Source organism: Brevibacillus fortis (genome assembly GCF_003013395.1).
Taxonomy (GTDB): domain Bacteria; phylum Bacillota; class Bacilli; order Brevibacillales; family Brevibacillaceae; genus Brevibacillus; species Brevibacillus fortis.
The window spans coordinates 278,516-298,976 of record NZ_PXZM01000003.1; the positions used below are offsets into that span (position 1 = coordinate 278,516).

At 46.4% G+C, this 20,461-nt stretch carries 19 protein-coding genes and 1 pseudogene; 2 read left to right on the plus strand and 18 right to left on the minus strand.

All coding sequences use genetic code 11. From position 1 onward, the window contains the following. Window positions 1-19: 19 nt before the first annotated feature. The 7 genes from C7R93_RS02890 to C7R93_RS02920 all read right to left on the minus strand — a co-directional run bounded on the left by C7R93_RS02890 (window position 20) and on the right by C7R93_RS02920 (window position 9,877). Entirely contained in the window at window positions 20-1,978 is a 1,959-nt protein-coding gene (locus tag C7R93_RS02890) for an EAL domain-containing protein (RefSeq protein WP_244191433.1), read from the minus strand. A 123-nt stretch (window positions 1,979-2,101) separates the two neighbouring features. Next, window positions 2,102-2,884: an IucA/IucC family C-terminal-domain containing protein gene (locus C7R93_RS02895; protein WP_106837387.1), complete on the minus strand. Its 783-nt coding sequence runs from the start codon at window positions 2,882-2,884 to the stop codon at window positions 2,102-2,104. 22 nt (window positions 2,885-2,906) lie between these two features. Then, on the minus strand, window positions 2,907-4,655 hold the full coding sequence (locus tag C7R93_RS02900; RefSeq protein WP_106837388.1) for an ABC transporter ATP-binding protein: 1,749 nt from the start codon (window positions 4,653-4,655) through the stop codon (window positions 2,907-2,909). Window positions 4,656-4,874: 219 nt separating this feature from the next. After that, on the minus strand, window positions 4,875-6,002 hold the full coding sequence (locus C7R93_RS02905) for a P1 family peptidase (RefSeq protein WP_208637780.1): 1,128 nt from the start codon (window positions 6,000-6,002) through the stop codon (window positions 4,875-4,877). 220 nt (window positions 6,003-6,222) lie between these two features. After that, window positions 6,223-7,365, minus strand: coding sequence for a Ger(x)C family spore germination protein (locus C7R93_RS02910; RefSeq protein ID WP_106837389.1), 1,143 nt, complete (start codon window positions 7,363-7,365; stop codon window positions 6,223-6,225). Then, complete coding sequence (locus tag C7R93_RS02915) at window positions 7,362-8,786, minus strand: spore germination protein (RefSeq protein ID WP_158264006.1); 1,425 nt, start codon at window positions 8,784-8,786, stop codon at window positions 7,362-7,364. Before C7R93_RS02915 ends, C7R93_RS02910 begins: the two co-directional genes overlap by 4 nt. Beyond that, window positions 8,783-9,877 carry a GerAB/ArcD/ProY family transporter gene (locus tag C7R93_RS02920; protein WP_106837391.1) on the minus strand — a complete coding sequence of 365 codons (1,095 nt, stop codon included), beginning with the start codon at window positions 9,875-9,877 and terminating at the stop codon, window positions 8,783-8,785. Before C7R93_RS02920 ends, C7R93_RS02915 begins: the two co-directional genes overlap by 4 nt. Window positions 9,878-10,164: 287 nt before the next feature. Between C7R93_RS02920 and C7R93_RS02925 the strand changes: the two genes are divergently transcribed. Further along, window positions 10,165-11,394 carry an MFS transporter gene (locus C7R93_RS02925; RefSeq protein WP_106837763.1) on the plus strand — a complete coding sequence of 410 codons (1,230 nt, stop codon included), beginning with the start codon at window positions 10,165-10,167 and terminating at the stop codon, window positions 11,392-11,394. 277 nt (window positions 11,395-11,671) lie between these two features. Continuing rightward, complete coding sequence (locus C7R93_RS30155) at window positions 11,672-11,827, plus strand: hypothetical protein (protein WP_167402425.1); 156 nt, start codon at window positions 11,672-11,674, stop codon at window positions 11,825-11,827. 41 nt (window positions 11,828-11,868) lie between these two features. Here C7R93_RS30155 and C7R93_RS02930 read toward each other — a convergent pair. From C7R93_RS02930 to C7R93_RS02985, 11 genes and pseudogenes are all read right to left on the minus strand, one after another. Continuing rightward, window positions 11,869-12,018 (minus strand): annotated as a pseudogene (locus tag C7R93_RS02930) (MFS transporter); the annotation flags it as partial. 42 nt (window positions 12,019-12,060) lie between these two features. Continuing rightward, on the minus strand, window positions 12,061-12,687 hold the full coding sequence (locus tag C7R93_RS02935; RefSeq protein ID WP_106837392.1) for a LysE family translocator: 627 nt from the start codon (window positions 12,685-12,687) through the stop codon (window positions 12,061-12,063). An 80-nt stretch (window positions 12,688-12,767) separates the two neighbouring features. Next, a complete protein-coding gene (locus C7R93_RS02940) occupies window positions 12,768-14,114 on the minus strand; it encodes a HAMP domain-containing sensor histidine kinase (protein ID WP_106837393.1) in 1,347 nt (448 codons plus the stop codon). Window positions 14,115-14,121: 7 nt separating this feature from the next. Continuing rightward, window positions 14,122-14,811 (minus strand): response regulator transcription factor, encoded by a 690-nt coding sequence (locus C7R93_RS02945; RefSeq protein ID WP_106837394.1) that lies wholly within the window; start codon window positions 14,809-14,811, stop codon window positions 14,122-14,124. Window positions 14,812-14,822: 11 nt separating this feature from the next. Continuing rightward, window positions 14,823-15,407: a TVP38/TMEM64 family protein gene (locus tag C7R93_RS02950; protein WP_106837395.1), complete on the minus strand. Its 585-nt coding sequence runs from the start codon at window positions 15,405-15,407 to the stop codon at window positions 14,823-14,825. 120 nt (window positions 15,408-15,527) lie between these two features. Continuing rightward, the gene (locus tag C7R93_RS02955) at window positions 15,528-16,022 is read right to left on the minus strand and encodes a GyrI-like domain-containing protein (RefSeq protein ID WP_106837396.1); all 495 of its coding nucleotides are present in this window, start codon (window positions 16,020-16,022) and stop codon (window positions 15,528-15,530) included. Window positions 16,023-16,104: 82 nt separating this feature from the next. Further along, on the minus strand, window positions 16,105-17,034 hold the full coding sequence (locus C7R93_RS02960) for a helix-turn-helix transcriptional regulator (RefSeq protein ID WP_106837397.1): 930 nt from the start codon (window positions 17,032-17,034) through the stop codon (window positions 16,105-16,107). 377 nt (window positions 17,035-17,411) lie between these two features. After that, a complete protein-coding gene (locus C7R93_RS02970; protein ID WP_007727355.1) occupies window positions 17,412-17,621 on the minus strand; it encodes a hypothetical protein in 210 nt (69 codons plus the stop codon). A gap of 76 nt (window positions 17,622-17,697) precedes the next feature. Beyond that, the gene (gene eutC / locus C7R93_RS02975; RefSeq protein ID WP_106837398.1) at window positions 17,698-18,531 is read right to left on the minus strand and encodes an ethanolamine ammonia-lyase subunit EutC; all 834 of its coding nucleotides are present in this window, start codon (window positions 18,529-18,531) and stop codon (window positions 17,698-17,700) included. A 20-nt stretch (window positions 18,532-18,551) separates the two neighbouring features. Beyond that, window positions 18,552-19,913 carry an ethanolamine ammonia-lyase subunit EutB gene (locus C7R93_RS02980; protein ID WP_106837399.1) on the minus strand — a complete coding sequence of 454 codons (1,362 nt, stop codon included), beginning with the start codon at window positions 19,911-19,913 and terminating at the stop codon, window positions 18,552-18,554. Between the two features lie 137 nt (window positions 19,914-20,050). After that, a complete protein-coding gene (locus tag C7R93_RS02985) occupies window positions 20,051-20,425 on the minus strand; it encodes a response regulator (protein ID WP_106837400.1) in 375 nt (124 codons plus the stop codon). Between the last annotated feature and the right edge of the window lie 36 nt (window positions 20,426-20,461).

Consider the following 20,461-nt stretch of genomic DNA (forward strand, 5'->3'; position numbering starts at 1 on the left):
AACCCAAGGCCTGATCACGTTAAGGATCGAGCCTTGGGTTTGATTTTCTGAGTGGAAAGGAAACCTCCACTGTCGTTCCTTTATTCGGAGCACTCGAAAAATGGATATACCCGCCGTGTGCCTGAATGATTTTATAACAAATCATAAGTCCTAGCCCGGTCCCCTTCTCTTTCGTGCTATAAAAGGGCTCCCCTAATCGTTTCAGCCGTTCTTCCTCCATGCCGCAGCCTTGATCAATGATTGTAATCATCACTTGTTCGCTTTCTTTCATCCTTGCCAGGATGTGAATCGTTCCACCTTCTTGCATCGACTCAACCGAGTTTGACAGAAGATTCATGAAAAGCTGCTGAATTTGATTCTGGTCGCACCAAATCGTGGTCCCTTCTACTTCCTTGACATCCAGTACCAGATCATGCAGCTCTAGCTGCGCTTGCACTATTCCTGTAACCTGTCGCAGCAAATCCGCTATCTTTCTTGGTTCGTACGGTTCTGTACAATCTCTTGATAAAAAGACGTATTCTCGCAGGACACTCTCTAACTGGTGAAATTCAGCCAGCATAATATCGAAATATTCCCTCTTCCATTGATCTCGACGTAGCAATTGTACGAAGCCTTTGATAGAAGTTACTGGGTTTCGTATTTCGTGTGCAACACCGGCAGCCATTTGTCCAATGACGGATAGCTTGTCAATCTTTTGTAAAAACTCTTCTGTCTGCACGTGCTTCGTATGATTTCGGATGATAAATATGACTTGGTTCGGCTCATGTTCTTCATGAATCACCGGAGTTCCTTTTGCCTCCAGCGTGATCTTATTTCCATTCCGGTCCGGACAAGTAAAGGTAATGAGGCGAGGCTGCTTCTCCACCGTGATCTGGCGAATCGTTTGCATAACGAGCCTGCCCGTTTCCAGTGGCAGTACAGCTAGCAAGTGTCGACTCACTACTTTATCGGGAGCGATCTCCAAAACGGATTGAACGGATGGCGAAATATACGTAATGACCCCCTGACTATTGATGATCACGATAATATCAGACAAGTTTTCTGCAATTAATCGATAGGGCGATTCACTCACAAGTTGTTGCGTGCGAAAAACATCTCCTCGCTCACTCTGCTCCACTTCGTATGTATCAAAAATTCGGTGTTGTCCACCATTGAGTTGAAGAAAGGCACTGTTCCTAAACCTTTCCTCACGCTTCAACACACGAGCCAGGTCTTCGGCAGGCATCGGCTCACTGAACCAAAATCCTTGAGCAGAATCACAACCAAGCTGCCAAAGAAAATCCAGTTGCTCTTGCGTCTCTACGCCTTCTGCCGTTACTTGCACGTCCAGACTTCGTGCCATCGCCATGACGGTTTTGATAACGGTTGTCTGTGTGACATCGCTCATGCATTCCCTTACACAAGATTGATCGATTTTTAGCTTGTTCATAGCAAAGCGGGATAGATGTTGAATGCTGCTATAGCCCTTACCAAAATCGTCCAGGCTGATTTTTACCCCGATTCTTTTTAGTTCTGCTAAAATCTCGATTGTACGCTCTCCATCTCTGGTAGAATCCTCGGTAAATTCCAGCTCTAAATAGTGAGGCTGCAAGTTTGTCTCGTTTAAGATCGCTTGAATTCTGCTACCCAACTGGTCCGATTCCAAGGTATAGGATGACAGATTCACACCTGTCACAAGAGGTGGCAATCCAGCGTCCTGCCAAGCTTTGTTCTGCTTGCAAGCCGTTCGAATCACCCATTCCTCCACCAAATGAATCAATCCGCTCTTTTCTGCTAACAACAATATCCACTCTGGTGGCAATAGCCCTCTTTCATGATGGTTCCATCTTACCAGTGCTTCTGCCCCGATTATTTTGCCTGTTCTCAAGTCGTAGAGTGGTTGATAATACAGGCTAAGCTGCTGATTGACAACCGCTTGATGAAAATCTCGAACGTAGCGATCCAGTTCCTTTTGGTTCATTGTCTGTATACGAACCACGCCTTCCTGGAAATCATTCTGATTTTTCCAACTTTACCTCTGACTCTACTTTATAGGAAGAAGCTAGCATATGTCCATACGTCTACATTGTATAGAAAAAACCCTCCACAAAGGGAGGGTCAGCTACGCTCGAATTCTCATCAGCGCACGCTCTTCTTCTTTTATCCGCGGACAGGTATAGCAATACTTTTGCTCCCCCGTCTTATAGTACAAACAGCATTGATTCTTGATACGGACTTTCGCTTGAGGATCACGCATATCCTCGATCCAACGCACACGCACGCGGAATGGATTTTTTTGCAATCCAAAGCTCTCGCCTTCCAGCTGATGACAGAGGACATCGTAATCAGCCTTTACTTGTTGCTTGATACTATCCTGTTCTACCAACGCCACAAATGCATCCGTATGGTAATTGAACTTGGTCGGGAACTGTCCCCAGAGCATTGCTTCTGGGTTGCCTGTCACCTTTGCAAGAGTCGTGAGCAACGGATGCAGGAAGTCTTGGAAGTACGCACGATAGCATTCGTTCCGCCAGATTGCGCGCTCTGCTTCGCTGGCAGGCGCTTCTACGATCTCATGCGCCGGGATCACAAACGCGAATTGCGGATAATCATCCTCGTAAAACAATTCGATCGTCATATTATCCAGCGTCATGGGAAGTGCACGATTCCAGACAGAAATCATGTACGAAAGACCGAGAGAAGGGCTCGTGAGCCAACTGCTGATGTATGTACCAGCAGCAGTCAGCTCATGTGCCTTGATTAGCGGAGCATAGATTTGTACGAGCTCATTCATATGCTTCGGGTCTACCAAATCTCTTGCCTTCATGGAAAATAAGGCGTTGGGTCTCGTTTTTGAAGTAATATCAAACCGTTGCGCTAAAAAATCGTCATCCCATTCATGCATCACTATCTCCCTCTCTCATCCATTATCCAGAAAATACCTTGTTCGACTGGTCAAGGTACGTGCCGAACTGAGCTTGATACAATCTGCTATAGATGCCTTCACGAGCCAGGAGCTGATCATGACTGCCTTGCTCCGTAATACCTTGTTCCGTTACAACGATGATTCGATCTGCATTTTTAATGGTAGCCAATCTGTGGGCGATCACCAATGTCGTACGGCCTTTGGACAACTCTTGCAGGGATTGCTGGATCGCCGCCTCCGTTTCGGTATCTAGTGCAGAGGTCGCTTCATCCAAAATCAAGATCGGCGGGTTTTTCAAGAACATCCGCGCAATCGCCAGTCTTTGTTTTTGACCACCGGACAATTTGACTCCGCGTTCACCAATGATCGTCTCAAGACCAGCAGGCTGGGAACGGATAAACTCTTCTAGTTTAGCCAGACGCGCTGCTTCCCAGATATCTTCCTCAGAAGCGTTTAGTTTTCCATACACGATATTTTCTCGAATCGTCCCAGAAAAGAGGAACACATCTTGCTGAACGATCCCGATTTGGCTGCGCAGTGACGCTAACGTGATTTGGCGGATATCCATTCCGTCAATGGTGATGCTGCCTCCGTCGATCTCATAAAATCTCGGCAAGAGACTGCACAAAGTGGTTTTTCCTGCTCCAGACGGGCCTACAAATGCAATTGTTTCTCCTGCCCGGATGTTCAAATCAATGTTTTGCAAAACAGAAGACTCTTGATCGTAGCTAAATGAAACATTCTTGTACGAAATATCACCCTTCAATGACTCTACCTGAATCGCATCTGGAGCATCCGCAATATCCGGCGCTGTGTCCATGATTTCGATGTAGCGCTTAAAGCCGGCAATCCCCTTTGGATAGCTCTCGATAATTGCATTAATTTTCTCCAAAGGACGGAAAAATACATTTGTTAACAACAAGAAAGCGATAAATTCACCGTAGGTCAATTCACCTTGAATGACAAACCAGCTTCCGCAAATCAAGACAAACAAATTGACTAAACGCATAAGCACGTAACTGACAGAAATATTTTGTGCCATGATTTTGTAAGATAACAGCTTGGTTATCCGGAAACGCTGGTTGTTCTCAGCGAATCTTTTGTTTTCAAATTGCTCGTTGGCAAAAGCTTGTACGACACGCATTCCGCCTACATTGTCCTCAACACGTGCGTTGAAATCGGCCATGTCACCGTACAGTCGATGGAACGCTCCCGTCATTTTACGGTTAAAGTGAACAACGAAGAATATCAAGAGCGGAATCACCAAGAATGTGAGCAGCGCCATTTCTTCATTAATATTGAACATCAAAAGAAATGCTCCGATCAGCGTCATCACGGCGATAAACAAATCTTCCGGACCGTGGTGAGCGACCTCCCCGATCTCCATCAAGTCATTCGTTAGGCGAGATAATAGATGCCCCGTCTTGGTATTATCGAAAAAGCGGAAAGAGAGCTTTTGAATATGGTCGTACAGCTTCTTTCTCATATCCGTCTCGATATTAATACCAAGCATATGTCCCCAGTACGTGACGACATAGTTCATCCCCGAGTTAAGACCGTACAAAGCCAAAAGTCCTATGCACGCCCATACGATCATATTCCAATCCTTACTTGGAAGTAATTGATCGACAACCATGTTCACTGCTAGCGGAAATCCCAACTCCAACAAGGCAACGAACACTGCACACGTGAAGTCGAGGATGAATAATCCACGATAAGGCCGATAGTAAGAAAAAAATCTGCGAAGCATTGAAGCAGCAACTCCTCTCTCTCAAGAACACATCAATCAAGTATTTGATTTTGAAAATCATTTTCATTATATATGGATTTTCTCTTGATATCGATCCTTAATTGGGATTTTTTTCTGTTTGGAGCACATTTGGTTTATAAGAAAGGTTTCTATGAAGAAAAAAACGGCTCGAACGCCTCTTGTCCTTTGCCAGCTGAGAGGTTCGAACCGAACTTTCACTTAAAGTAAATCTTGATAAGCAGGCACCCCACCCGCTCCTTTGGCAGAAAGGATCGCATTGACGACCGCTTCCGCGAGCACTTCTACACTCAGCGTCCCGACGAGATTGACCGAAGCATCCACGCCCCCAGTGGCGATGGCAAAAATCGTGTCGCCATCACTCATCGTGTGAACCGGATGAATCGTTTTTGCGAGTCCATTATGCGCCATTTGCGCGACTTTGTTCGCGTGTACTTTATTCAAATTCGCGTTGCTCGCGACCACTGCGATGGTAGTATTCGTCCCTGCCGGAACCGGGGGAGTTGCTGCATCGATCATCCAGGACAGGCTATCGCGGATATTTCCATCCTCTTCCCTCGCTCCTGCCAAAATTTCTCCTGTAGAGGGGAACCGCACTTCTCCGACGGCGTTCACCGCTACGATTGCACCTACGACGAGACCATTTGGCAGACGGCGAGAAGCTGTTCCTAGTCCACCCTTCATCGCTCGCTTCATCCCAGCCATTTTTCCAACTGTCGCACCCGTCCCTGCCCCTACATTTCCTTGCTGGACTGGCTGTTTGCTAGCAAGGCGCGCCGCCTCGTAGCCCATCAGCTGATCCGGACGGATTTTTGCACTGCCGATCGATAAATCAAAAATAACTGCAGCTGGAATGATAGGGACGACGCCCACCCCGACATTGTACCCTTGGCCCTGTTCTTCCATATAACGCATGACACCGCTTGCTGCATCCAAGCCATAGGCACTGCCCCCTGTTAAAACGACAGCATTGACCTCTTGGACAGAATTGATCGGATTTAACAAATCCGTTTCTCGTGTCCCAGGAGCAGAACCCCGTACATCTACCCCGCACGCTGATCCTTTTTCCAGCACAATGACTGTACAGCCAGTCAAGGCTTCCTCATTTTGGACTTGTCCGACTTTTACGCCAGGAACATCGACGATCGTACCACTTGCAAGCTTTGGAGAACGGGGAGAACCTTCATCCTTCCCACGAGCAATTCCAAGTGTCAGAAGAGAAGCAGGTACAGCCGCAGTCAACCCCAGCATCGCCGTTTTTTGGAGGAACTTCCGTCTGGTTACGGATGATTTTTGTAATTGCCTTGCATCCTTCCAATCCTTGGTCATAGTCATAACCGCCCTTCGTCAAGTTCATTTAAATATTTTGAAATTTCAGTCTTATCATAACATAACTTGATTATCTTGACAGGCAGTTATTCCTATTGCTGTTGCGTTATGTAAAATTAAAGATGGGGTTATTGCTGTCCAATGTTATGTTATGCATGTTTGATCACCATTCCTTATCCGCGATGTTTTGTCCTATCTTTCCTGCCAAACTGATTCCCTCTTACCTTCGGAGCCTATATTTATGTCCATTCACGATTCTAAAGTGAACATCGATTTTTTCGAGAGTAGTGGGGTTCAATGGAAGGGTACCTTCAACACTTAGCTCTCTCCATCGTTTCGGATCTTTCTTATAGAGAAAGACACCCAATTGAAGCAAATCCGCATGTAGCTCCAATCCACGATTATAAAACTCCCTTATCTCTTTCTTAACAGTTTGTCCTACAAGCTTTTCGATTTTGTCATATGGTACATCCTGTTGCACCTGAACAAGTTCCCCTGTCAAAGACAGCGACAATGCAAAACGCAACTTTCCTTGAACCACTTTTGCACGGATATCGTAATCGGATCTTTTCACCATCAATGTTGTGGCAGGTTTTGAATCTTGCTCGATTGTTATGTTAGATTGCTTAAAATGTCGATATGTCCAGCGCCCCATCCTTGCCTCTCTCTGATTAATCCAACCCTTGTAGCGATAACCACTCATGATGAAATGTCCATTTAATTCAAGCAAAGGGATCGCTTTCTTATTCTCTTGCCAGGTCTTCGAAGTTATCTGAATGGATGGGATCAATACCGTTGAATTCGGTTCATTCAGCTCCGCAATCAGATCATTCATGTAAAGTATTCGTTCGTTGGAAAATTGTTCATACTGATCCTGCGGATTACTCAAAATACTATTCAGGTTACTTACATCAAAAATGGTGTGGGTAGATAACAAATTAGCCAAGCTTTCTCTTGTTGCAAATACCCATTTCGAATACCGCATATCTCGATGACGAGTTACCACATCAATGATTTCTGCTAATTTTCCCTCTCGAAGGATATTTTCAGTGACAACAATAGAATAAACATGTCCCCAGAATTCACGCCGCTGACTACTTTTCGAGATTTGCTCCATCGCTGCAATAAATGACGTTCCCTGACCTCTTCCTACAGATATCTTTGCTTTTGATACTATTCCTTCGGTTTTGGCAGTGCTTTCGAAGTTCAAGATTTGGGCGAAGACCTCCATACTCCCATTTTTGTAATCAACACCAAAAGCTGTTATATAATTTTGATTCTCGATTTCTTTTGCATCCCAACAGCCCTCTAGAATGAAGATGAATACGAATGAAATAACGAGGGCCATAACTATTTTTTTCATGATCGTTTTTCTCCACCTTCAGAATGTTTATGAGCCGACAACCCATTTTTGGAAAATGGCGGTCGTATGAATCGAAAAAATCCATTCTTACTATTTATTTTTTCTGATGGAAAAAAGGGAGACCCAAACGAATGCAAATTCAGCAAATACAACAAAACAAACAGTAGAGCCAAGACTGTTCCGTAAATACCCAACCATGCTGAAAAAAGAAGAACGCCCACACGTAAAATTCGAACTGCCCCCTGCAAACTGATATTAACTAAAGTAGAGCTTGCTACAAATGAAAAAGCAGCAATTACTGTCATACCTGGAGACAATAGTCCCGATTTTAATGCGGCGTCTCCAATAATGAATCCACCCACTACTGTAATAGTAGAACCGATAGGAGTCGGAAGTCGTGCTATGGCTTCTCTAAAGATATCCAGCAAAGTTAATATCAACAGCATTTCTATAATAGCCGGAATCGGTAGCCCCCTCCTCGATAAACCAATCGTCGCCAAAAGCGGAAACGGAAGCTGATCCTGATTGTACATCAATAATGCAACATAGAAGCCCGGGATAAAGAAAGCAAAGAAAAAACAGAGAAAGCGGATGAATCGTCCGACAGTCGCAACAATATAATGGTAGTAAGAATCCTCTGGACTGAGAAATTGATCCGCTAAAGTAATGGGGCCTATGGTAGCGGTCGGAGTTCCTTCAAAAATAAGCAGAAATTTACCTCGAAGCAGTCGTTCGGAGGCAAAGTCAGGCCTTCCCGTATAGTCATTCAATTGAAAAAAAGAATAGCGGCAATCCGATACCAGATCTTCTAATCGGCCACTTCCCCCTGTCAATGTTGTGTTCTCTAAGTGAAGAAGTCTATTACGAATGACATTGAGAGAATGTGGAGGCACTCGATCAGAAACATACAATAAGGCAATGCGTGTTCGCTGCAAGCCGTTCGCAGTATAAATTTGAACGTGCAGCTTCTCGGTGGACAGGCGCTTTCTCACAAGTGCGATATTTGTATCCAGTTCCTCTACGAAACCATCACGTGCCCCACGTATGGTTGGTTCAACAGGGCTTTCTTCCGGATTACGTGTAGGTTTTTGACTTATATCCAGACTTATTAAAGAAGAATCTTTTTCCAAAAAAACGAGGAGTTTCCCATTAAATAGATTGGCGGAAATCTCACCTTCTTCCAGTGTGGGCACCAATATCACAGCACCCATTTCGTGCTGAAATCTTGTCCAGCCTGAATCGCCTTTTTCGAGCAAATCAATGAGTCTCGGAACAACAGACTCGCGCAAACGCTTCATATCGATTAAAGCCGACTGGTAAAACAGGTGCACAATCTGACCATGGTTGGAAAATTGTTGCATTTGTATGTCAGCGCATGATTCCATGAGTTCTTTCATTCTTACGAGAAAGCTTTCCTTCATCCCGAGCTCACTCCTCTTTTCTTGCTCATGACAATTAGGACAAAAAGAATGCCGGAAAATAGAAGAGTAAACCATACGGCCACTGGAAAATACCATTGAGCTAGGAATTCATAAAACAATTTATCGTTGTATGGTAGGCTTACTACGGCAAACATTGAAAAAGCAAAGCCTAGAACGATACCATTTGATCTTTTTACACAAGGATGAGGGAGTACATTTTTTAGAATGAGCAAAGCCAAAGCAATGCGAATAAAAGCTCCGGCCAACCATTGATATACCGCAAAAAAATCGACATGGTCAATGTACTTACCTATTTGCAACAGTCGCCACTCTTCAAATGCCGGAAACCGTTGTTTACTTGCTTCTACAATACCGAACTCCGCAATTGCCCCGATTAAAGGTCCAATAGTTAAACCGCAAAGCAACCATAAAAGAAGAATAAGCTTACTTGTCTTAGGCGTTTTGATAAGAAAGGGTTGCATGAATAAAATCAATACAATTTCCAACAAGCCTCCACTAATGTAAATCAATCCTTGTACAACTGGCGAATAGCCGTTCTCTAAAATCGGTAGCAAATGAGAATAATTTTTGCGAGGAATATTGGCTGTACTTACAAAAAAGCCTAATAGTACGACAAATGGTAGAAGAAATACAGACGCCCTGGCAATGACATTAAAACCAGACATAGCCGCCCATCCACAAGCAACCATGAGCCAAAGTGCCAAAAACCATACGGGTGTATCAGGTAGAAGCATGGTTTTCACCCATGCAATCGTCTCAACCAAAGTTACGGTTCCGAAAAAAAAGACATAGATCATGGCTGGAATAAGGAGCAAATAAGATACGATTCGTCCAAAACGTATTTGAATCCAGGTATGTAACGGTTCCATATTTGTACTCCACATGAGATACCGAATAAGAGGAGCCCACAAGCATACGAGAATAGTTGCTGCCAATACTGATACCCAGGAGCTTCGTCCTGCCGTACTTAATAAAAATGGGATGACCGTGACATGATTCATAAGTCCAGAAGACAATAGAAAGATCATGATTACTTGGTTGAATGGAATGGATTTCAGATGGTTGTCCATAATAACTTCCTTTTTCTACCCTTTAGTGTCATCATGGAGTAATCTTCCCTTAATGGTACATATTATGCTGAGAAATTCCTTTAATGGATGCTGTTGGCACGAGCGGAAAGATTGTAATCTTTTTTCGTAAGCCGATTTTCATTATTTGCGAATGCCGTCCAGATTTCCTCTTATTTCATTTTTGCAATAGTCCGATCATATTTCCGAATTGGTCAGCAGTAAATTGCAGTGCTAGAATGATCAATAACGATATTCCTGCTTTTTACTGCAAAGGTTGTGACAGAAAAATGGAATTTTCATGGAAACGTAATTTGATTGTGTTATGGATTGGGGTATTTTTCTGTAGCACCGCCTACTCCATCTCCATCCCTTTCCTGCCCATCTTCTTGCATACTTCACTGGGGGTCAATGAGCATCTGGAAGCCTGGTCCGGCATTTCGTTTGGCATCACGTTTTTAGCAAGTGCACTCATTTCACCATTTTGGGGCTCTCTTGCGGACAAATATGGACGAAAGCCTATGTTGATTCGCTCTGGATTTAGCCTCGCTTTGTTGTACTTTTTGACTTATTTGATTACGGACCCCTATTTGTTTCTTGTGTTACGGATCTTCCAGGGCTTGCTTGCCGGCTATGTTCCTGCCGCCATTGCGCTGGTAGCGACGAATACACCAGAAAAAAACGTCGGTTACGCGCTAGGGATTATGGCGACTTCGGGAGCAACAGGAGGAATCATCGGTCCTTTGGTTGGCGGTGTCGTCAGTCATGTGTGGGGAAACGCCGAAGCTTTCATTTTTTCAGGATTTGTCGTGCTCGTAGCAGCGCTGATCGCAACTTTCTTTGTGAAGGAAACGAACTTGAACCGCTCTGGCACCCGCTCGAGTGTACGGGAAGATTTGCGCGCTGCGCTGGCAAACCGTCCGTTGATGTCCATACTCGGTATGAGCTTGATGGTCACGATTTCCGTTATGCTACTTGAACCTTTATTAACTGTCTATGTCATGCAATTGGGCGCTTCGCAGCAAAATGCTTCCCTTAGCTCTGGCATCATTTTTGCGGCAGTGGGCATCGCGACGGTCATTGCTGCTCCACAGTGGGGTAAGCTCGGGACAAAGGTCGGCTATTCCAAAATCTTGTTCATTGGCTTAATGGGTGGAGCGATCGGAAATTTACTGCAATTTTTCTTCACCAATCTGTATGGATTTGGCATTTTGCGATTCGCGTACGGACTGTTTTTTGCCGCTGTTTATCCTTCGATCAACGCTATGATTGTAAAAGTCACGGAACCAGAATTTCGCGGCAGAGCATTTAGCTTGAACCAATCCTCAACGCAGCTCGCGACCATGATGGGGCCGATCATTGGCGGCTTTCTCGGAGGACTCATCCCGATTCGCTTCGTATTTATCATCAATGGTATTGCGCTGTTGATTACGGCCATCATAATTCGATCCAAACGATCACAATTGGCCGGACAGCCGTTAAAGCAGCAGGCAACTGAGCGTCAGCTAGCGACGAAGTAACGCGTTGCTTTCCAAGCGGAAACTCCCTTTCAGGCATGCCGGTGAGAACCTGGCGATGACAGAAGGGAGTTTTTTCACGTCCTTTTCTTCTTCTAGCCTATTCGCTACAATAGTAGGAACTGGGAGAGTGAGCTAGGAGATTCTGACGGCCCTGAAATTAACTCGTACGCCATGGACCTACCCGCATAGTCCGATTTGACGAGGCCACTTACCTTACGCAATAAGTGACTGACTATTTTGTGATTTTCATTTCAATGGGGGAAAGGGGAACAGATCCATGTCGGGAAAAACGGTGATTATACTTATTCTTATCATTATTGGGCTCATCTGCGTCAACCTGTTTGTCTCAAATGGTTTTATTCGCCTGCTGGCAATCGCAGGAATCTTAGGAATTACCTTTGTTTTGCAGGGGGCCGTGATTCGAAGGAAGTAAGGCAGATGCCAATTCCTCTCCCATCCGCCGCCTCTCCACGATTAACGACGAGATTTCTCAAGCTTGCTGCTGATAACCGTGAGAGCAGCTGCCCCAAGCACCATCACACCGCCGACCCAAGGTGTATGAATCAATCCAATCGTATCGACAATGATTCCTCCCACGAAGGCGCCAATCGCAATGCCGAGATTGCAATAAAAAAGCCGGGAAGACTGTCTTCCCGACTCATTACCTTATCTCTCTTGCAGCGCTACTTTTAAACCTAACACGATGTAAACAGAACCTACGATCTTGCCACTCCAGCGGCCCAGCCAGGAAATTCGCTTCACCAGATGCCCCAATGGTCTAATGCTGATCGCAATCAACGCGGTGTAAAAGAACCCCAAGATGGCGAAAATCAGTCCCAAGACGAGAAACTGGAGAATGGCTTCCCCTCGCTCTGGATGTACGAATTGCGGCAGAAACGCCAGAAAGAACAACGCCGTCTTCGGATTCAGAACTTCCGCGAGGATGGCTTGCCCATACGATTGCAGCGGTGGCAACGGAGTTACTTTTGGCAGCTCTGGATCAACCGGCTTTTCAAGCATGGCCCGAACCCCTAAGTAAACCAAGTAAGCCGCTCCCGCGAATTTTACGAGATTGAATGCCCATGCAGATGTCATCAAAATCGCTGATAAACCGACCGCAGCAAAAATCGTATGAATGAAGTCCCCGGTGGCAATACCCAGCCCTGCCATAATCCCTGCTTTACGTCCTCCCTGTACGGTACGCGTCGCGGTTAACAGGACAGCGGGTCCTGGAATTAAAAAGAGGCCGATCACAACAGCCAAAAATGCTCCCATGGTAGTCCAATCAAACATGTGCTCTCCCTCTTTGTATCGAATATTCAAATTCTCTTCCTATCATAAACGAAGTGTAGCTAGAACGATACGGTTTAGGCTTACTTTTCGACCTCATGAGCTTGTGGCGGAAACAAAATCGTAATGGTCGTCCCCTCGCCCACTCTGCTATCCAACGAGATGCTTCCCTTATGTGCTTCCACAATCCCTTTCACAATCGTCAAACCCAATCCTGCTCCGCCGCGTTCTCTTGCTCGTGAGCGATCTCCCCGATAAAAACGCTCAAAGACGTAGGGAAGGTCCTTTTGATCGATGCCCGTGCCGCTGTCCTTCACTTGCATACGGACCATTGTACTCGGTTTGTCTACAGTGACCACGACTTCTCCTCCCGCTGGTGTATGCTTGCAGGCATTCGTCAACAAATTGGCCACGATTTGCGCCAGTCTCTGCCTGTCCCCTTTGATCCAGACAGCGTGATCTCCGTTGAAGTGAAAATTCACTTGAGCACGGGCAAAGGTAGCACTCATCGACTCGGTGACTTCTTTGACAACCTCACGCAGATCCACCGCTTCACTGCGCATTTGCAAGGAGCCCGACTCCACCTGGATCACCTGATCCAAATCGCGAACGAGACGGCTTAAACGCAGTACTTCAGACCTTGTGCTTTCGAGATTTTTGGGAGTTGCTTCCCATATGCCGTCGATCATTCCCTCTACTTGGGCAAGCAAGGTGTTCAGTGGTGTTCGCAATTCATGGGCGATATCGGAGGTCAGTCGCTTGCGCAGCTCCTCCTGGTGCTCAAGACTTTGGACGAGGTTGTTAAAAGCAGCGACCAATGAAGTCACTTCATCCTTGCCACGAGGCTCCGGAACGCGTATGGACAGATTGCCCCGCGCGACTCGTTGTGCTGCTGTGCTCACTTGTACGACTGGACGAACCATGGTCCGGGCGAGCGGTATGCTGATGATGATAACCAGAATGAGCAGCACAGCCATCGTCCACAGCGTCGTGTTTTTATGCGCCCATTGAAAATGGCTTTCCAAGGTCATATACGCACTCCGATCATCGTGGCTGATCACTAGTTGCCCGATCATGACACCCTTACTCACAAGGGGAATCTTGTCTACACTGTAATGGCTATTATGGACTGGCCGCTTGCCCCACTCCTTTTGCACTTGTTGCTGTTGATCGAGTAAGGTGATATGCAATCCCAAGACCGCTGAAACCGCTTCAAGCTTATGGTAGGCATCCGCTCCCCAGCCTTGATTGTCCTGATACGCCTGGAGTGCGAGACGCGATATTTCTTGGTTATGCTGATTTCTCACTTCATTGGCATACATTGAAAAATGAACATCCATTTCCTTTACGGACAGCAAAGAGGAAAATAGAACAGCGCATGCGCCGACTGTCATGATCACAAAGGCGAGCTTCACCCATATATGCTTCATCTTGGCCTCACTTCTTCATGGGATCGTCAAAGCGATAGCCCAATCCATAAACCGTCTTGATATATTCCGGCTGCTTCGCGTCTGCCTCTATCTTTTGGCGAAGATTTTTGATATGCGTATCGATGGTTCGGTCGTATCCTTCAAAATCAAAGCCCATCACCTCACGCACGAGCTCCTCCCTGCCCCACGTTCTTCCTGGATAGCGGACAAGCGTTGTGAGCAAGCGGTACTCATTCGGCGTAACCTCCAAAGCGACTCCATTTTTCGTCACTCTCTTCTCATTCATCGATATAGTCAAGTCTCCCACCTCGACGAAATCAGATAGTGTTGAATAATCGCCCGCACGACGCATAATGGCTCGAACACGCGCTACGAGTTCTCTCGGGCTAAACGGCTTGATCAAATAGTCATCAGCGCCAATCGTAAGCCCGCGAATCCGATCCGCCTCTCCACTTTTCGCCGTTAGCATCAAGATCGGGACACGGGACTCTTTGCGAATTTGGATACAGACTTCTTCTCCGCTCAGATCGGGAAGCATCAGGTCCAAAATGATACAGGTGAAGGAGACCGTCGTGGCCATTTCGACTGCTTCCTTGCCTGTTTGAGCGGTCAGAACATGATAGCCTTCCTTTTGCAGATAGGAGGACAATATTTCTAAAATTTGCGGCTCATCATCGACTAGCAGGATCGTAGACATGTGAATCCCCCTTACTCCTCTTGTGTTTGATCCTTTCCTTTTTTCCAGAAAAGCAAAAAGACGAGTGCACCTGCTAGTAAGGCAAAGAGCAAGCGAAACTTGTTTTCACTAAACGTAATCAAATCATGTCCGACGAATGTTTCAAATACCATCGACGGCACTTTTCCAAGCAAGGTCGCAACTAAAAATTGCGCGAAGGTGATATTCGTCAAAGCCGCACCCAAATTGATCACACCGGAAGGCATCATCGGGTTCAAGCGGAGCAAAACGATGGCAAGGCATTTGCGAAAACTCGTCGTTCCATTGATGGCATGTACCCATTTGAACGATTTCAGCTTTTGGCGCCGATCTGCTTTTTTTATCGTGTAGCGATAAAGGAAAAAGGCGATGCAAGCACCCACCACCTCTCCCGTTAAGGAAATCAAGAACCCTCCGTACAGGCCAAACACTACCGCATTCGCACCCGATAAAAAAATGGACGGCAATACACCTGCCACACTGATCACGATGTTCAATAATATACTGCCGATAATCCCCAGCATCCCCAGAGAGCGAATCCATTCTGCTAGGGCTTCTATATTCGTTATCCAATCCATCTTGTCTGTATGACTCCCCTCTGCAACTCTCTCTCTAGAGTAAACGAAACTTGTGAAGAAATCATGGAAAAAAGTAATCAGTCGTAGCCTGATCGACTACGACTGATTGCTTTTTTCACATTATTCTTCTGAGATCGCAATGTACAAATCCACTTGCGTGTTGTTGGGGTCAGCGCAGCGCACTCCGTCATATCGCTCGAAATCTCCGGTAAATGTCCGCTTGTTCCCCGGTTGATGGGACCACTCCCACACTTTCGCCCACGCTTCCATCACAACCTCTACCATCGGGCCTACTCGCGTCGTAAATACTGCATAGGTAGAAGCCGGCAGCGTCTTGACCGTAAGCTCAGCAGGCAGCTCCCCGTTTTTTTCTACGACGGTTCCTACTAACAAGGAGTACTCGCCTGTCTCGTCACTCTCGTAATCGGAATACACACCCAGAACAACACCTGGTTCTTTTTGGTGGGGAGTTTTGAAAGGATGCTCTTCTTGATAATAACGCTGCCACAGTTCTCCGATTTTCGCATTCGGTCCGCATTCTGCCTCATTCGTAGTCCGAATTTGTAAGCCTGCCACACGCATTTCATCCAGTTTGACAATCGTTGGGTTCATCATTAACCACGCTCCTGTAAGAGTTTGTTTACATGACTTAGTATAACGACCTTACCCTGACAACTATCTGTCAACGTTCCAACGCTTATTCATAAAGTTTTGCCATTTTTATTACCGTCTCACCAATTCTCTGCCTCACATGCGCAGGCTCATGTACACACAGGGCATCGCCAAAGCTAAGCAGCATTCCGTTTAACCACTCATCGTCTGTCATCGTCGTTCGTACCAGCAACGAGCCATCCTGCATCGTCTCTATCGTCTCTGGTTCAAACATATCCCGCACCCTTACATGTACACGCGACGCAAATTGGAGGACAAGAGAAATGCGCTCCGCTGTATCCCATTCTTCGAGCCATTCCAGTTTATCTACGTGATACGGGCGAGGCGAAAACTCCTCTGACAGCACAGACATGTCTGCAATCCGCGATAAGCGAAACAGACGATCCTCCTGGCGCTGTAAACAATAGCCATACACGTACCACACATAGCCCTTGATTATCAGTGTGACAGGTTCAATAGTGCGCTCTGTCGCATCGCCTTGTATTTTCGTATAGGTGATCCGCACGCGAAGTCTTTTCTCGATGGATTCTCGCAGCTTGTTTACTTTTTCGGCGATCGCCGGTGTACTGCCCCACGGGTTAAAATCATAAACGACAGGATGTGCACTTCCTTGCAGGGAGGACGGTGCAGTGGTGAGCAACGCTTTTATTTTTTCCAAAAGCTGTCCGATTTGCTTATCGTCTGTAGAGGAATGAACCCCTTTTAGTGCAGCAATCACTGCGACCAGCTCGTCCAAGGATAAGTATTGCCGATCGATTGTAAAATTCTCCATGATCTCGTATCCGCCGCTTGCCCCAGGGTACGCTACGATTGGAATTCCTGCTGCATTAATGGTTTCCAGATCCCGATAGACGGTACGCAAGGATACTTCAAAGTGGTCGGATAGTTCACGGGCGCTCACACGGCGTTTATTCAACAGCATGATGACAATAGCAAGTAGCCGTTCTACCTTCATGATTGCCCCCACTTTTCTTTTGAGTCAACATAGTGGTGGAAAAGAAAAAGCACAGTTCTCTTCGACTCTGACACGCCAGCAGGGGGGATTGACTGTTCGTCTCCACTTCAAAAAGGGGACCGTCGAGCCAAAGCCACCCTACGGGCGGAAGTTTCTCGAGGGAGAAGTGTTCGACAAGCGTGGTCCCCTTTTTCAAGTTCCGACTGGGTAGGCGTTGTCAAGGTCTACGAGCCCTATGCTTTTTCTTTTCGCCAGCTTTGTTGGTTTATCGATGCATTTTAGAACGTAGAAGCTCATTATGTATCAATGATCATACAAAAAAGGAATCTGCAGCCTAAACTTGCTGCACATTCCCTTTTGCCTTGCTTCCTTCGAAACTATACGCCCATACGTCTGCGTTGATTGTTTGGTTTTTTAGTAAGCTGGCTTTTCATACTCTGATTTTGCGCCTTTTGATTCAACGGATTATTGGCTTGTGCTTGCGCTTGTTTTTTCTCAGCCATTTTGCGCTTCATCGCTTCTTGCAGGCTGATCTTCCCAGGCTTTTGCTCAGTGGTTTCTTTTTCGTTTTGGTTTGGCTCCGTCATGCGTAGCAACTCCTCATAGAAATTGGTTATCTTCTATGTATTCTAGTGCAAGACAGGAGGAAGCGCCAGTGGGAATCTACCCTTTATTCGCCCGAAGCTGTGATAATTTTACACCGCTCGCCTGGTACTTCAAAATTTCCTCCAAAAGCTCTGCAAGGTACGCACCCGCTTCAATCGGCAGTGTGCCACCCTTATGAATATTAGAAATAACCGTACGATCTGATTCTACCGTATTCGCATCCGGTTTGTAAATCATGTAAGCGCTGAGACTTTCTGCCGTTGCAAGCCCTGGTCGCTCCCCAATCAAGGAAATGACGACCTTGCAATTGACAATGGACGCGACCTGGTCCTGAATCCACACGCGGCCTTTGTGAATGAACACCGGTTTCCCGACACTGATGTTTCGCATGGACAGACCCTGCATCAATGCAGGCAAGAGGTCTGGAATGGTCGCTTCACATGCAGAGGTGCTAAGTCCGTCCGAGATGACGATTTGCACGTCTTTGTTTTTATCCCCATTCTGCTCCAGCCAGCGAGCGGACTCATCCGATAGCATTCGTCCTGAGTCGAGGTTCATTAAATACTCCTCCATGCTCGTCGCTCTTGAATGGAGGACAGGTAGCTGCAGGCTCTCGATCAGCTGCGGACTGATGGTTTTCATGACCGCATCGCGTGCTGCTGCCTGATCAATACGAAATTGGAGGTAGCTTCCCGTCTTCATCCGGGTACCCGCCCGACCGATACCGATGCGAGCCGGCGTTCGTTTCATGGCTTGCTCCAATGCTTCTGGATTGTTTGGGTTCTTTACCCCGCATTGCTTTTGCTCAGGAAAATCAATCACGCCCTGACCTATTTTGGACAGCTCATCCATTACGCGCTGGACCAAATCGTCCATATTGATCTGTTTCATCATGCTTACCTCCCCACTCGTTAGTCAAAAATGGTTAAATCGCCTGCACGCTCTGTCAAACGACCATTTTCCATAATGCCCATTTTTTCCAACCATTTCTCGAATTCTCGGAGAGGTCGCAGTCCCAAGAGCTCGCGGTAGCTGGCGTCATCGTGGTAGCTCGTGTCCTGGTAACTGAGCATGACATCGTCCCCACCTGGTACGCCCATATAAAAATTCGCCCCTGCCAAGGTCGTCAGCATCCCTGCAATCTCCTGGTCATTTTGATCCGCATACATGTGATTCGTATAGGTAGGAGCGATTCCCATCGGCAAACCATGCAGCTTGCCCATGAACAAATCCTCCAGATCAGCACGAATCATCTGTCTGCCATCATAGAGTGTTTCTGGTCCGATAAAGCCTGAGACGTTATTGACCATAAACGGCTTCCAGTGACGGCAAAGACCGTACGTACGCGCTTCCAGCGTCTGCATATCGACGCCTTCATGGGAGTCCAGCGACACTTCTGAGCCTTGTCCTGTCTCAAAATACATGACGTTCGGTCCCGACGCTGTGCCTTTTCGGAGCATCAAATCCATGGCCTCATCCAAAATCTCCTTGTTCACGCCAAACGCATCATTCGCTCGCTGTGAGCCTGCCAGACTTTGGAACATCAAGGAAATAGGCGCTCCACCGCGAAGAGCCTGCATCTGTGTTGTGATGTGGGCCAATACGCAGTTTTGCGTTGGGATTTCCCACTTTTGCATGAAATCATGTGTCATTTTCAACAGCTTGGTAACGCTTTCAACGGAGTCATTATTGGGGTTAATTCCAATAACAGCGTCTCCTGATCCATATGACAAGCCTTCCTTCATTGAAGCCAAAATGCCATCGGGATCGTCGATTGGGTGATTCGGCTGACAACGGAACGCAAGTCTTCCTGGCTCGCCAATCAGTGTGTTGCAATATGCTTGATGCTTCATTTTTTGCGAAGCCATAACCAGATCGATGCTGGACATCAGCTTGGCAGTAGCGGAAATCATCTCGCTAGTGAGTCCACGGCTAATTCTTGTGAGCTCAGGCATTCCTGTGGAAAACGACAAGATGTACTCCCGCAGCTCTCCTACTGTCCAATTTTTAATCTCATCGTAAATGGAGAGATTGATATCATCATAAATGATCCGTGTCACTTCGTCTTTTTCGTACGGAATGACTGGGTTTTCATATATATCACGAAGTTGCATTTCGCTTAATACGACTTTGGCCGCCATCCGCTCCAGTGCGGAAGTGGCTGCTAGTTTACTCATGTGATCGCCAGACTTTTCTTCACTCGCTTTTGCCAATACATCACGAACCGAAGTAAACTGGTAATGCTGTTTTCGTACAACGCAAGCCAATTTCATCTCTAGCTTCACTCACTTTCTTTTCAACTTTCCTGCCTTCTATCTCACGGAACGTAAAAAAGCGCTTCGAAACATAAGACGAAATGCTCGCCTAGGTCCAAGCGCCGTTGCTCTTCCTACGATTCACTTTTTTGCGTTCATTGTTTGCCCGTAAGCACGAACTCTACTGCCGGTAGCAGTTCTTCTTCCATGACGGGTTTGACTAGATAGGCACATATCCCTTTCGCTTTGGCTTGCGTGACCATGTCCTTTTGACTGTAAGCAGTCAAGAGAATGATAGCCGCGTCCGAATGCTCTCGGATAATCCCAGTCGCTGTCAAACCGTCCATAATTGGCATTTTGACATCCATAATAATGAGATGCGGGTTCCACATTTGCGTCAATCGAACGGCCTCTTTGCCGTTTTTTCCTTCAGCTACGACGTTATATCCCTGCTCTTGCAACATCTCGACCAGGTCCATACGTGTAATGGGGTCGTCGTCTATGATGATGACTCGATAATGCTGACGCAATACTCCACCTCCCGATCACCAGTGAACGGACGTGCC

Excerpts from the sequence above, each read along its gene's own strand:
- C7R93_RS02955 (WP_106837396.1), bottom strand. The coding sequence starts at position 16,022 with ATGATGAACCCAACGATTGTCAAACTGGATGAAATGCGTGTGGCAGGC.
- eutC (WP_106837398.1), bottom strand. The coding sequence starts at position 18,531 with ATGAAACAGATCAATATGGACGATTTGGTCCAGCGCGTAATGGATGAG.
- C7R93_RS02925 (WP_106837763.1), top strand. The coding sequence starts at position 10,165 with ATGGAATTTTCATGGAAACGTAATTTGATTGTGTTATGGATTGGGGTA.
- C7R93_RS02920 (WP_106837391.1), bottom strand. The coding sequence starts at position 9,877 with ATGGACAACCATCTGAAATCCATTCCATTCAACCAAGTAATCATGATC.
- C7R93_RS02970 (WP_007727355.1), bottom strand. The coding sequence starts at position 17,621 with ATGACGGAGCCAAACCAAAACGAAAAAGAAACCACTGAGCAAAAGCCT.
- C7R93_RS02905 (WP_208637780.1), bottom strand. The coding sequence starts at position 6,002 with ATGACCAAGGATTGGAAGGATGCAAGGCAATTACAAAAATCATCCGTA.
- C7R93_RS02910 (WP_106837389.1), bottom strand. The coding sequence starts at position 7,365 with ATGAAAAAAATAGTTATGGCCCTCGTTATTTCATTCGTATTCATCTTC.
- C7R93_RS02940 (WP_106837393.1), bottom strand. The coding sequence starts at position 14,114 with ATGAAGCATATATGGGTGAAGCTCGCCTTTGTGATCATGACAGTCGGC.
- C7R93_RS02980 (WP_106837399.1), bottom strand. The coding sequence starts at position 19,913 with ATGAAATTGGCTTGCGTTGTACGAAAACAGCATTACCAGTTTACTTCG.
- C7R93_RS02950 (WP_106837395.1), bottom strand. The coding sequence starts at position 15,407 with ATGGATTGGATAACGAATATAGAAGCCCTAGCAGAATGGATTCGCTCT.
- C7R93_RS02915 (WP_158264006.1), bottom strand. The coding sequence starts at position 8,786 with ATGAAGGAAAGCTTTCTCGTAAGAATGAAAGAACTCATGGAATCATGC.
- C7R93_RS30155 (WP_167402425.1), top strand. The coding sequence starts at position 11,672 with ATGTCGGGAAAAACGGTGATTATACTTATTCTTATCATTATTGGGCTC.
- C7R93_RS02895 (WP_106837387.1), bottom strand. The coding sequence starts at position 2,884 with ATGCATGAATGGGATGACGATTTTTTAGCGCAACGGTTTGATATTACT.
- C7R93_RS02960 (WP_106837397.1), bottom strand. The coding sequence starts at position 17,034 with ATGAAGGTAGAACGGCTACTTGCTATTGTCATCATGCTGTTGAATAAA.
- C7R93_RS02900 (WP_106837388.1), bottom strand. The coding sequence starts at position 4,655 with ATGCTTCGCAGATTTTTTTCTTACTATCGGCCTTATCGTGGATTATTC.
- C7R93_RS02945 (WP_106837394.1), bottom strand. The coding sequence starts at position 14,811 with ATGTCTACGATCCTGCTAGTCGATGATGAGCCGCAAATTTTAGAAATA.
- C7R93_RS02935 (WP_106837392.1), bottom strand. The coding sequence starts at position 12,687 with ATGTTTGATTGGACTACCATGGGAGCATTTTTGGCTGTTGTGATCGGC.